Origin of the sequence: Streptomyces sp. NPDC101219 (assembly GCF_044767675.1) — a bacterium.
Classification (GTDB): domain Bacteria; phylum Actinomycetota; class Actinomycetes; order Streptomycetales; family Streptomycetaceae; genus Streptomyces.
In genome coordinates this window covers 125848-138533 of the sequence record NZ_JBIWOK010000005.1, presented here as the reverse complement: position 1 = coordinate 138533, position 12686 = coordinate 125848, and the positions used below count along the sequence as shown (strand labels likewise).

The following is a 12686-nucleotide window of genomic DNA, read 5'->3' as shown; positions in this document are numbered from 1 at the left end:
GCAGACATACTGATCGTCACCGCCCGGACAGACCGTAGGGAAACAGTGGAACGCGTGGACCTCCTTCCCCTGCCCGCAGACGACGACGCGGCACACCGCCGGGCCCTCGCCCGGCGCGCCGACGCCTACGCGGCCGTCCCGCTGCTGAACTGCCTGCTGCGCGAGGTGGCCCGGCCGGTCGCGGACACCGGCGGGCACCGCATCTACCGGCTGCCGGGTCTCGGGCGTCTGCTGCGCGTGCGCGGCACCCGGCGGCCCACCGACCCCGAGGTGCGCACCGCGGGCCGCTGGCAGCGCATCGGCCACGCCGAACTGGTCAAACTCACCGCCGAGGAACTGCGCCGCCACACCGGCGTCCCCAATCACGAACTGCCCGGCGAGATGACCGACAGCCGGGACGTCGTGGCCGCCCTCCTCGCCGCCCGCGCCCGCGCCGCCCCGCCCGACGACCCCTACGTGCGCTCCGAGCAGGCCCTCGTCACCGGCCACACCCACCACCCCGCGCCCAAGGCCCGCGGCGGCGGCCCCGCCGCGGCCTGGCTGCCCTACGCGCCCGAGGCCCACGCCCGCTTCCCGCTGACGCTGCTCGGCCTGCGCGAGGACACCGTCGTCGACGACGGCGACACCTCCGCCCTCGACCTCCTCGGCACCCCGCCCCCCGGCTACCGCCTGCTGCCCGCCCACCCCTGGCAGCTCGATCTGAACGCCCGGCGGCTCGCCCCCGCGTTCGCCGACGGCCGGCTGCTCCGGCTCGGCACCACCGCCTTCGACGCGTGGCCGACGGCCGCCGTCCGCACCCTGTACGCACCCGGGCGCGACCTGTTCCTGAAGTTCAGCCTGGACGTGCGCATCACCAACGACATCCGCCGGCTGTGGCGCCACGACCTGCGCCGGCGGGAGCGGACCGACACCGCCGCCCGCACCGCCCTCGCCGCCTTCGACGGGCCGGCGGCCTGGCTCGGCGACCGCGGGCACCGCACCGCCGCCTTCGCCGACGAGGAACTCGCCGTCGTGGTGCGCGACGGGCTGCGCGGCCACCTGCTGCCCGGCACCACCCCCTACCTGGCCGCCGCCCTCGCCGAGGGCTTCGACGGCAACCCGCTCACCGCCGCGCCCGACCCCGCCGCCTGGTGGGAGGCGTACCTGTCCCGGGTGGTCCCCCCGGCGCTCGCCGCCTACGCCCGGCACGGCGTCGTCCTGGAGGCGCACCTGCAGAACACCCTGGTCGCCATGGACGCCGACGGCCGTCCGGCGCAGGTCCTGTTCCGGGACGCGGAGGGCGTCAAGCTGCTGGCCGGCCGGGGCGCCGCCGGGGAGGACGACGCACCGCCCGCGGTGTCCCGGGAGGCCGGCTGGGAACGGCTGGTGTACTGCCTCGTCGTCAACCACCTCCTGGAGATCGCCGCCGCCCTCGCCGACCACCACACCGGCCTCGACCCCTGGCCAGCCCTGCGCCGCGAACTCGCCCGCCACGGCCTCCCGGAAGCCACGGCCCTGCTCACCGCCCCCACCCTCCCCGGCAAGACCAACCTCCTGCTGCGCTGGACCGGGGCCGACGGCGCCGCCGCCCGCTACCGGCCGCTGCCCAACCCGATGGCGGCGGCACCGCGGGGAGACGGCTCCGTCTGAGCCGGAATCCCTGCCCGGCTCACCCGCGCCGAGCCGGTCGAGCGCCGTCGCCCGCGACGCAACCCGATGGCCGCGGCACCGCCGGGCGACCGGTCCGTCCCAGCCGGGCGCTTCGCCGGCTCACCTCGCTGCGAGCGGGCCGAGCGCTGTCGGCCCGCTGCCCAACCCGAGGGCCGCGACACCGCGGGGAGGCCGCTGCGTCTGAGCCGGGGGCACCGTCCGGCTCCTCTACCGGCGGCGAACCGGCGGAGCGCCGCGGCCCGCGCCCGGCCGCTGGGGCTCCGTCCGGTTCATCCGGCGGCGAGCCGGGTGAACGCCGCGGCCGGCTACCGGCCGCTGCCGAACCCGATGGCCGCGTCTTCGAGGAGTGACCGCTCCGACTGAGCCGGGCGCCCTGTCCGGCTCAGCCTGCGGTGGGCCGGTCGAGGGCCGCGGCCCGCTGCCGCACCCGATGGCCGCGAAACCGCTCCGCCCGAGCCGGCCGCCCCGCCCGGCTCACCCCGCCGCGAACCGGTCCAGTGCCGCGCCCGCCAGCGCGGCGACCGCCGGGCGCAGGGCACTGCCGACGTGCGGGGCGAAGGCGGGGGAGTGGTTCGGGGCCGGGGGCTGGGCGCCGGGGCCTCCGGCCGCCGCCCGGCGCCACTCCTCGGCGCCCACCACGCCCAGCATCCAGTACACGAGCGGCACCCCCCGCTGCCCGTGCACCTCGGCCCCCGCGTCGCCGAACAGCGGGAAGTCCTCCGCGGCCATCGAACCCGGCCAGGTCAGCACCCGCCGCGCCCCCAGCAGGGCGGTGTGTGCGGCCCGTACGGCAGCGGCGGCGTCCGGGTCGCACCACAGGGCCGCCGACCGGGAGCCGACGGTCACCTCCGGCTCCCTGGGGGCGCCCACGACGGCGCTCTCGGCCCGGACGATCCGGCGCACCTCGGTCAGCGCCTCGTCGAGCAGGGTGTCGCTCGCGGCCCGCACCGCCACCCCGAGCTCCGCCCGGTCGGGGATGACGTTGGCGGCCGTCCCGGCCCGCAGGGTGCCCACCGTCAGGGTCATCTGCCCGTCGGCGGCGGGCAGGCGGGTCAGGGCGTCCTGGAGCCGGGTGACGACCGCGGCCGCGGTGACGACCGGGTTCACCGCCAGGTGGGGCGTGGCCACGTGCCCGCCCCGCCCGTGCAGCACGACGTCGAGCACCGCCCCGGCCGCCGTCATCGGCGCGTCCGGAGGGCCGGGCAGGCCGGGCGGCGCGGCGTGCGCGACTGTGCCCGAGAGCAGGGGCGCGGCGTGCTGGGCGAGGACCACCGACGGGCGGCCGAAGCGCTCGTACAGCCCGTCGCGCAGCATGCCCTCCGCCCCGTCCAGGGTCTCCTCCGCGGGCTGGCCCACCACCACGAGCGTGCCCCGCCAGTCGTCGGCCAGCGCCGCGAGCAGGTCCGCCGCGCCCGCGGCGGCCGCCAGGTGCAGATCGTGGCCGCAGGCGTGCATCGCCCCGGTCCGGCTCGCGTACGGCAGCCCGGACCGCTCCCGCACCGGCAGCGCGTCGAGCTCCGCGCGCAGCCACACCCGCGGCCCGTCCCCGTTGCGGAGCACCCCCACCACGCCGTGCCCGCCGACGCCCTGCGTGACCTCGCAGCCCGCCGCCGCGAGCCGTCGGGCGAAGCGGTCCGCCGTGCGGGCCTCCTGCCCGGAGGGCTCCGGGTGCGCGTGCAGGTCCAGGTAGAGCGCGAGCGCGGGCCGCAGCACGTCCCCCGCGCGGTCGAGGAGGGACCGTGCGCCCGGCGGAGCGGCACCGCCGTCCGGCCGGCCGGCCGGGACGGTGCGGGCGTCGGGGGACGGGGCGGGGCCGGACGGTCGGTTCATCGGCGCGCTTCCGCTCGGGCCGGGCCCTCCCGCGTGCGATGGGAGGACCCGGACGGGGGGACGTCGGGTCAGGGGAAGGGGTGCGGGGCCCGGAGGATCTCCGCGTCGGTCAGGTCGCTCTCCCGGTGCCCGCCCCGGCGCAGCGCGGTGCGCAGCCGGGGCATCAGCAGGGCCCGCTGCCGGTTCCAGCCGAAGTCGATCGGCAGCAGTCCCGGCACCACGGTGGCGACCGTCCGCAGCCCCATCCGCTCCTGCTCCGGCGAGGTCTGGTCGACGACGATCACGTCGTGGCCCGCCGTCACCAGCTCGTCCACGACGGCGACGACGTCGTCGCGCAGATCGCCGGTCCGGGGGCGGCCGTGCCGCTCCCAGTTCCCGTACAGCTCCTCGAACGGCCGGGGCGGCGACGGCTCCAGAGAGTGCGCCGCGTACCGGGCCATCCGTGGCAGCCCGTACAGCTGGGGGTGGTCCTTCAGATGCCGGACCAGGGTGAAGTCGTCGGCCATGGCCTCCAGTTCGGTGCGCCGTTCGGCGGTCTGCCGGGCCAGGTGCGGGATGTAGCTGAGCACCTCGGACAGGGCGCCCTCGATCGCCGCGCGCGGGTCCAGGGAGGCCGCCGCCGCGAACGACAGGGTGCCCGGCCCGCCGTCCCGGCGGACCCCGACCACGGTGACGGCCGGCACGGCCAGGTCGATCCGGTTGTCGAGGACGTGGACGTCGTAGCCCTGGAGCGCCGCCCGCTCGGCCATCGCGGTGGCCGTGGTGCTGCCCACGGTGGCCAGGTCGACGCGGGGCAGCCGGGCCGCCCCGTACCAGGCGTTGAGGAAGGCGTCCCGCTCGACGAGTTCGAGCAGGCCGCCCAGCACCGCCTCCTCCGTGCAGCCGCCGATGGCGCAGCCGTTGGAGCACTCGAAGACGAAGTTGTCGCCCGCCGTCGGGATGCTGTAGTAGACCAGCCGCGACGGCACCAGCACCGGCCGTGCGTCGCGCAGCGACCAGCCCCACTCCCACGGGATGGGCTTCGTGGGGTCGAAGGGCTCCACCAGCGGATCGTCCCGGTAGGTCTCCGGGGCGTACAGCCCGCACTCCGCGGGGTCCACCGCGTCGGCCTTCACCTCCTCGTAGCTGCCGGTCACCGGGGCGGAGCCGCCGCGCCGGTGCGTGCCCGCGTACCGCTCCAGTCCCTCCAGGAACGCCAGCCGGCGGCTGGTGGCGAAGGAGTTCTCCTGCCCGCTCCAGGTGACGTCGTGCAGCCCCGCGTACCCCCGCACGAAGGCACTGCCGGCCACCGGCGCCGTGGTGGACGAGGTGACGTCGGTCCAGGTGCCGGCACCGAGCGCACCGCACACCGGGTTGGCCAGCGCGTCGGTGGGCAGCGGGTGCGCGGAGGCCGGCCGCAGCCGGTAGCCGTCCCGGTCCGGCTTGGGACGCGGGACGAGCGACAGCGGCCGCACCTCGTGCGCGGCCCGCGGCCGGGGCCGCCCGGCGCAGGACGGGCACAGCGGGTCGGCGAGCAGCGGATACGTCCGCACCGTCAGGTTCGCCAGGTCCAGCCGGGTCACCCGGGGCAGCGCCCGGTCCGCCGGATCCGCGGACGGCGACACCGGGCGGGGCCCGTGCAGCAGGGCCTCGCACAGGGCGGCCACCGCGTCCCGCACGTGGCCGGTCAGCACCGGCCAGTCCCCGGCCGGGCGGGGCCCCTGCGGGCCGCCCGTCTCCAGGGCGTTGCGCTCACTGCGGCTGCGCAGCCGCTGCCAGCGCAGCGCGAGGCAGCGCCCGCAGGCGGGGGCCCGGCCGTCGCCGCCCCATGGGCCGAGCAGCACGGCGGAGGCGGTGACGTGGACCAGGGCGTCCGGGCGGTCGGCGGCCCAGGGGTCGGGCGCCCCGGCGTCGCCGCCGCCCGCGCCGACGGCGCCCACCGGCACCACCCGGGGGGCGCCGGCCCCGAAGCGGGCGTCGAGGAACTCCTGGAGCGCGTCGCGGGCCCCGGTCATCGGATGCGGCAGCGTGCCGCGGGCGGGCGCCGTCATGAGCTCTTCGTCCAGCGGAAGAGGCGGGCGGCGAGCACCCCGAACACCACGGCGAACACGACGAGTCCGGCGCACCCGGCCCCGATGTCGCCCAGGTCGCCGCGGCCGGTCAGGGCCGCCGCGACCGCGTCGTTGAGGTAGCGCAGCGGCAGGACCAGGGAGATCTTCTGCAGCCAGTCCGGCATGGCGTCCAGCGGGAAGAACGACCCGGACAGGAACGCCATCGGCAGCATCAGGAAGTTGGCGATCGCGGCCACCGACTCCGGCGTGTTGCCGATGCTGCCGACGATCACGCCGAGCAGGAGGAACGTGGTGACGCCGAGGACCAGCACCGGGATCAGCAGCGGCCACCGCGAGTCGGGCACCAGGTCGAAGCCGGGCAGCATGGCCACCCCCACGAACAGCGCCGACTGGACCAGCCCCACGCCCACCGCGAGCACGTAGCGGGACCCGATGACGGCCGACAGCGGCGCCGGCGACATGCGGATCATCCGCAGGATGTCGTCCGCACGCCACTGCATCAGCGTGAACCCGATGCCGAACACGGCGGCGTTGGCGACGCCCCAGGACAGCACCCCGGACGCGGTGTAGGAGAGGTAGGAGAAGCCGCTCTCCTCGACGTCCCGGCCGCGGAAGATGAGCCCGAAGACGACCAGGAAGATCAGCGGGAACGCGAAGGTGAAGAACACCGTGGTCTTGTCCCGGACCTGGGCGCGGTAGCCCGCCGCGGTCAGCGCGGTGTAGGCGCTCATGCCTGCTGCTCCTGGTGGTTCGGGGCCCGGTCGTCCGGGGCCGTGGTGTCGCCGGTCCGGCCGGCCCGGCGGGCGGTGATCTCGAGGTAGACGTCCTCGAGGCTCGGCATGCGGGTCTGCACCCCGTCCAGGCCGGTCAGCGGGTCGAGCGCGGCCAGCACCCGCCCGGTGGCGCGGGTCTCCAGCACCAGGTGCCCGCCCTGCACGGTGACCCGGTCCACGCCGGGCAGCGCGGCGGCCGCCGCCTCGTCGATGCGGTCCGCCGGCACCAGCAGCCGCCCGGCCGCGCCGAAGGAGCCGATCAGGTTCTGCGGCGCGTCGGTGACGACGAGCTGCCCGGCGACGAGGATGCCCACCCGGTCGCAGAGCGCCTCCGCCTCGTCCAGGTGGTGGGTGGTGTAGACGATGGTGCGGCCCTCGGCCTTCAGTCCCCTCAGCACCTCCCACAGGTCCCGCCGCCCCTCGGGGTCGAGCGAGGCGGTCGGCTCGTCGAGGAAGATCAGCTCCGGCCCGTGCACCAGGGCGGAGGCGATGGCCAGCCGCTGCCGCTGCCCGCCGGAGAGGTCGTCGACCCGGACGCGGTGCCGGTCGCCGAGGCCCACCGACTCCAGGGCCGCGTCGACGGCCGCGCCCCGGACGCCGTACAGCGCGGCGACCGTCCGCAGGTGTTCGTGGACGGTCTGCCGGACGAAGAACGCCGACGACTGGGTCTGCACGCCCATGCGGGGCAGCAGGCCGGTGTTGCGCGGCCAGGGGGACTCGCCGAACACCGTGACGGAGCCGGAGTCGGCCTTGCGCAGGCCCTCCATGATCTCCACCAGGGTGGACTTGCCCGCGCCGTTGGGGCCGAGCAGCCCGAAGAACTCGCCGCGCCGGACCTCCAGCGAGACGGCGTCGACGGCCCGCCGGTCGCCGTACCGCTTGGTCACGTCCCGGACCGTGACGGCCGGCGGGGTCCCGTCCGCGGGGACGGGGTGGGTGGGGGTCATGTGCGGTACCTCATTCGTCGGTTGCGCGGTTGGTGCGCGGTCCACGGGGGACGGACCGGGTCGGGGACGGGCGGCGGGACGCTCCGGTGCGGAGCCGTCGTACGCGCGGCCGGGGCATACGCGGCCGGGGCATGCGGGGTCTCCGCCCGCGGGGCCATCGGATGTGGCGCCGTCGTGTGCGGGGTCGTCGCCTGCGGGGTCATCGCATCACCAGCAGGGCGACGGCGGTGACGCTTCCGGCCACCGCGAGCAGGACCAGCGCCACGGCCGTCACGGCGTACGCGGTGTGGATGCGGCGGGCCCGCGGCGGATAGGCGGCGACCGCGTCCCGGCCGCGCCGCCGCAGCTTCAGGTAGGCGGCCGTCTCCGGGGCGAGGTTCGCGGTCCCCAGGATGTGTCCGAGCATCCGGTAGCCGTCCAGCGGCGGCAGCGGGACCAGGTTGCTCAGCGCCTGCACGATGCCCACGAACAGCATGCCGGTGAGCGGCGCGCGGCCCGGGTCGGACGGGTCCAGGAAGACCCACCACAGCCCGAGGGGCAGCAGGAGCAGGAGATTGACGTGGGCGCCCGCGGCGGCGACCACCAGTTTGGCCCGACGCCCCTTCAGGAACAGGTAGTTGCCGACCGTGCAGTACATCATCATGGCCGGGAACCGCCAGCGCAGCCCGATCTCCGTGACCACCCCGCCGTAGTGGCGGGCGGCGACGCCGTGGGCCAGTTCGTGCGCGCAGACGCTGAACCACAGGAACACCGCGAACGGGACCAGCAGCAGGGGCCGGCTGAGCAGCTCCACCGTGCCGTTCCAGGCGGCCCCCGGATCGGCCAGGACGACCGCCGTCATCATCAGGACCGCGCCCAGCAGGGGTAGTTGGACCCAGGAACGCAGCAGCGGGCGCAGCAGCCGGTGCAGCCGCCCGGTGGTCGCCTGGGCGTCGGCGACGGTCCGGCGGCTGCCCTTCCACAGGGTGCCGGTGCGGGCCGGGGGCGGTTCGGGCGGTGCGGGGTCCGGGGAGCCGTCGAGCAGCCCGCGCGTGCCCAGCAGGCCGAGCAGCCGCGTCCACTGCTCGGGCGGGAGGCGGCGCCGGAACCGCTGCGCGTAGGCGGCCTCGACGTCGTCGGCGTCCCGGGTGCCGTCGAGCAGGCCGAGGACGAAGCGCTCCCGGGGGCCGATCTCGAACGCGGCCTGGCTGACGGGGTGTTTGACGAGGTGCACCGTCCGGGGGCCGCGCAGCAGCGCGGGACTGATCAGCACCCCGTCGCGCAGGGCGGGCCGGTAGGCCCGCACGGCGTCGGCCGTGCGCTGCGGGGCCGTGGGCTCCGGGGCCGTGCGCTGCGGGGCGGGACGGTCGGTGGCCGGGCGGTCGGTGGCCGGGCGGTCGGTGGTGCTCATGAGGCGTCTCTCCGTCCCCCGGAGGTCTCCGGCTCGCGCAGGACGCGGCCCAGCACGAAGGCCAGGTACGCCTCGTCCCGGATGGTCACATGCAGCCGGTTGTTGGTCATGTGCATGTACGGCGACAGTAGTCGGGGCAGCACCGCCGGGACGTGCGTGACGGTCACCAGCGGAGCCGCGTCCGGGTCCTCGGCACGCTCCTGCCCGGCGTCCTCCCGGGCCGGGCCCTCCCAGGCGGGGAAGGCCAGCTCCCCGCGCTCCGTCAGGTCCACCACCCGCGCGCGCAGCTCCAGGCAGTGCTCGGCCCAGCGCCGCAGGAAGGGCGGCAGCCGGTCCGTGCCGCCGTCCGCCACGACCTTGCGCAGCATCGCGAACCGGGCGCCGAGCGCCGGCGCCATCTGCGCGTAGGTGCGCTCGTACTCCGTGGAGCCGATGAACCCGGTGCCCGGGAACAGCCGGTGCCAGAAGGCGTAGTAGGAGTCGAGGTAGTCCGCGAGCCGGTCCTCCTCGGGCAGGAAGCAGCTCGCCATGACCATCATCAGCTGCGCCGACGTGCCGAGCAGCACCGTCCGCACGTGCAGATTCATGCTCCGGTACGCCTCCAGCACCAGGTCACTGGAGTGCCGGAAGTGCCACTCGGCCAGCTCCACCCCGGCCGGGCCGCCGTACTTGGCGTACTCGGGGGCGTAGACCTCGTACCGGTAGGAGTTGTTGGGACGGAGGTTCATCCGGCCGTCGGGGCCCATGTAGCGGGCCCGGTCCTCGCCGGGGAACTCGATGTCGAACAGCGAGTTGTAGAAGTCCTTCAGGAACCCGGAGTCGACCTCGTAGAGCGCCGGGCGGGTCTTCAGGAAGTGGCCGATCGCCTCCTCGGCGCGGCGGCGTACCTCCGGCTCGGCCTCAGGACCGCTCGGCCGCAGCCGCAGCCGCACGTGCGGGCCCTCCAGCCAGTAGTTGATGAAGAAGTGGCCGGACAGCAGGCCCTCCTCGGTGAGCCGGTCGACCAGCGGGCGCACGCAATGGACCAGCAGGGGCTGCGGGTTGGCGGCGTAGTGGACGTGCAGGGCCAGCCACGGCGAGGGCGCGGTGCCGGGGCCGGGCCGGAACGCCGCGGGTTCGGTCAGTTCGGGCATGACGGGGAGACCTCCGTGGGGGACGAGGGCAGGGGACGGGTGGTGAAGGTCTCCACGGCCAGCTCGGCGACGTGCCGGCCGCGCGCGGAGGTGAGGTGGAGGGCGTCCTCGGCGGGGAGCATCTCCCGGAACGTCACCCGCACCCCGGGCCCGCGCTCCACCAGGGCCTCGAAGGCGGCCAGCGCGAGGGGGCTGTCGAAGTCGACGTACACCGGTTTCGCGCCCACCGGCCCCCGGTCGGGGAGGGTGACCGTGGCGAAGCAGCGGTCCGGCAGCCCGTGCGCCCGCTGCCAGCGCAGCCAGCGCAGATAGTGCTCCTCCTCCCCGGCCCCGGGCTCGCGGACCGGCAGCACCTCGGCGTCGGCGGTCCAGCTGCGGCGGCTCACCACCACGTTCCCGTGCCGCACGCGCGGCCTGCGGGTGACCCCGGCCACCGGCTCGCCCTCGGGGACGCCCGCCCACACGTCGACGGGGGCCATGGTGCTGGGGGAGAGCAGCAGCAGGGTGCGCGGGATCTCCGGGAGGGCGACCGGCACCAGGTAGCCGAGGTAGACCGGGACGACCTCCCGGCCCAGGCGGCGGGAGCGCAGCACCAGCCGGCCGGCCCGTTCGTCGTGCTCGACGTAGAGGTCGTCGAGGTGGATGCGGGCGTCCTCCGGTACCGAACTCGTCTCGCCGGGGCAGACGATGTGGTGCCCGGTCAGGCGTCCGTGCAGGTTGAGGTTGCTGCTGACCGGCCCGCCGGTGACCTCCGCGAACACCGCCCCCTCGGGCGCCCGGGCGGCCATCTCCTCGCGCAGCGTCGCGGAGAGACCCGGCGCGTCGTCGCCGCCGGCGTCCGGTCCGGCGCCGTCGTAGAGGTGGGTGAACCGGCTGAAGGGGAAGGCCAGTCCGCCGTACGACTTGTTCAGGACGACCAGATCACGGTCGGGTCCCTCCGGGGCGCGGCAGAGCTGGAGATGGTGGCTCTGGGGCGTGAAGTGCCCGGTGAGCGGCTCCAGTTCAGTCGCCGTCCCGGCCAGCAGGCCCTCGGGGAGCTCCAGTTCCTCCGCGTCCCGGCCGTCCTGCCACAGGGCGCGCATGCCGTCGTGGAAGTGGCGGCGGGCACGGTCGAGGGTGCGCATCTCGTCCTGCCCGAGCCAGTTCTCCTCCGGGACGTAGGCGCCCGAGGCGTCGAAGGGCACGCGCCGGCCGGTGAAGGAGACGTACTGGTCGAAGAAGTCCTCGTGGAAGTCGTGCACCAGGCCCAGCAGGTCGTCGCAGCGGCCCCCGCGGCCGTAGCGGGCGAGGAAGAAGCCGAGCAGGGTGACGCGGTGCGGCAGCGTCAGGTCGAACAGCGGCAGCACCCCCTCCACGGCCCGCAGCGACCTCCCGGTGTCCCCGCCCAGCACCCCCGGACCGCACACCAGGTCGCCCCCGGTGTCGACGTCCTCGTACACCAGGGTCTGCGGCAGCGTCGGCTCCTCGGCCCCCAGGTCGCGCTGCGCGTCCAGCAGGCCGGCGCGCAGGGTGCTCAGCAGGGCGCGGCGCCCGGCGGTGTCCGCCCGCGGGTAGCGGTCCAGGCACCGCGCCGGGCCGTCCAGCAGGCCGGCCAGCCGGTCCGCCCAGGGCACCGCGAGGGAGCGCAGCGCCTCCTGGTAGGACCGCAGCGGGTCACGGCTGTGCACGTCGGTGCGTAGCACCGGGACCTGCACCATGCCCAGGTCCAGCAGCGCCGACGCGTACCGTTCGCACTCCTCGCGTCCGGCGCCGTGGTCGCGCTCCAGCCGGTCCACCAGGTCCCGGTGCCGCACCGGCTCCTCGCGGTCGCCGAGCCACTCCAGGAGGGCCTCCAGGGTGCCGCTGCTGCGCAGGAAGAACAGCCGGTCGCGCACCGCGTCGAAGGTCACCGCCGCGCTGTCGTCGCCCGCGGTCATCACGTGCCGCACGTAGCGGATGCGGTCGGCGTCGCGTCCCCAGCCGGGGGACAGGACCAGGGGCAGGTCGCGGCGGCGCTCCGGGTCGGCGGTGATCAGCTCCGTGAGCCGGGTCAGCACCACCACGTTGAGCCGGACATGGCTCACCCAGTCCTCGCCGCACGTCAGACCGGCCCCGTCGTCCCCGGGCGGACCGGCGAAGCTGCCGAGGCCGACACCGGTGAAGGTGCTGAACGGGCTGGTCTTGCAGGCGGTGCGGTACAGGTATGTCAGCGCCGACCGCTCGATCTTGCGCAGCCTGCTGCCCGGCCGCCCCGAACCGTCCTTGAGGTAGGAGTCGAGCCGGCCGTCGAGGGCGGGCGAGGCGAGCAGCAGGCCGTGCCGCAGCCGGTCGTCGGCCAGCGCGGTGCGCAACGCCCGTCGGCTGTCGTCCAGTTCGGCGGCGAGCAGGTCCCCGCCGTCCGCGCGCAGCTCCTCCAGCCGGGCGCGGTCGCGCAGCCAGTCGGCGGTGCGCCGGCCGGTGTCCGGGTCCCGGTCCGTCACCAGGCGGACGGCGGCCGCGGGATCGGCAGGGAGCCGGTTGTTGAACACCTGACGGCGCAGGTTGATCAGGGCGCGGCGCGCGGCGGCGTCGCCGGGCGCCTCGTCGGGGCCGGTGGTCGCCTTGACCAGGGTGTGCAGCAGGTCGCTGAGTTCCGCCCCGGCCGCGGTCAGCCGGGTCTCCTCGGTGAGCACGACCTCCGCCCAGCGGCGGGTGCGGGGACAGCGCAGCCCGTGCACGGTCTCGATCGGCAGCCCGGCCGCGCGGAGCACGAAACGCCGTCCGGGCTCCCAGTGGGTGCCGACGGGGCCGGGCAGGGTCGCGGTCGCGGGTGCGGGTGCGGGTGCGTCGGCTCCGTCGGCCGGGCGCGGGCCCGTGTCCGGAGCGGGGTCCGGGGCCGCGGTGACGTCCGGGGTGCCGGACTCGGTGGGTGTCATGAGCAGTCCTCTGCGGCC

8 protein-coding genes are annotated in these 12686 nt (G+C 75.9%); 1 reads left to right on the top strand and 7 read right to left on the bottom strand.

The features are described from left to right. The first annotated feature begins 45 nt into the window (after nucleotides 1-45). Nucleotides 46-1629: an IucA/IucC family protein gene (locus ACIRPP_RS11470; protein WP_403640349.1), complete on the top strand. Its 1584-nt coding sequence runs from the start codon at nucleotides 46-48 to the stop codon at nucleotides 1627-1629. Nucleotides 1630-2124: 495 nt separating this feature from the next. On the opposite strand, the gene ACIRPP_RS11465 is transcribed toward ACIRPP_RS11470, so the two are convergent. From ACIRPP_RS11465 to ACIRPP_RS11435, 7 genes are all read right to left on the bottom strand, one after another. Continuing rightward, nucleotides 2125-3480, bottom strand: a complete 1356-nt coding sequence (locus ACIRPP_RS11465; RefSeq protein WP_403640346.1) for an amidohydrolase — start codon at nucleotides 3478-3480, stop codon at nucleotides 2125-2127. A 68-nt stretch (nucleotides 3481-3548) separates the two neighbouring features. Then, nucleotides 3549-5510, bottom strand: coding sequence for a TOMM precursor leader peptide-binding protein (locus ACIRPP_RS11460; protein WP_403640343.1), 1962 nt, complete (start codon nucleotides 5508-5510; stop codon nucleotides 3549-3551). Next, on the bottom strand, nucleotides 5507-6262 hold the full coding sequence (locus tag ACIRPP_RS11455) for an ABC transporter permease (RefSeq protein WP_403640340.1): 756 nt from the start codon (nucleotides 6260-6262) through the stop codon (nucleotides 5507-5509). The genes ACIRPP_RS11460 and ACIRPP_RS11455 overlap by 4 nt, the downstream gene beginning before the upstream one ends. Next, the gene (locus ACIRPP_RS11450; protein ID WP_403640338.1) at nucleotides 6259-7251 is read right to left on the bottom strand and encodes an ATP-binding cassette domain-containing protein; all 993 of its coding nucleotides are present in this window, start codon (nucleotides 7249-7251) and stop codon (nucleotides 6259-6261) included. The genes ACIRPP_RS11455 and ACIRPP_RS11450 overlap by 4 nt, the downstream gene beginning before the upstream one ends. Before the next feature lie 199 nt (nucleotides 7252-7450). Continuing rightward, on the bottom strand, nucleotides 7451-8641 hold the full coding sequence (locus tag ACIRPP_RS11445; RefSeq protein WP_403640335.1) for a peptidase M50: 1191 nt from the start codon (nucleotides 8639-8641) through the stop codon (nucleotides 7451-7453). Next, the gene (locus ACIRPP_RS11440) at nucleotides 8638-9774 is read right to left on the bottom strand and encodes a lantibiotic dehydratase C-terminal domain-containing protein (RefSeq protein WP_403640332.1); all 1137 of its coding nucleotides are present in this window, start codon (nucleotides 9772-9774) and stop codon (nucleotides 8638-8640) included. Before ACIRPP_RS11440 ends, ACIRPP_RS11445 begins: the two co-directional genes overlap by 4 nt. Beyond that, the gene (locus ACIRPP_RS11435; protein ID WP_403640329.1) at nucleotides 9762-12668 is read right to left on the bottom strand and encodes a lantibiotic dehydratase; all 2907 of its coding nucleotides are present in this window, start codon (nucleotides 12666-12668) and stop codon (nucleotides 9762-9764) included. The genes ACIRPP_RS11440 and ACIRPP_RS11435 overlap by 13 nt, the downstream gene beginning before the upstream one ends. Nucleotides 12669-12686 lie beyond the last annotated feature (18 nt).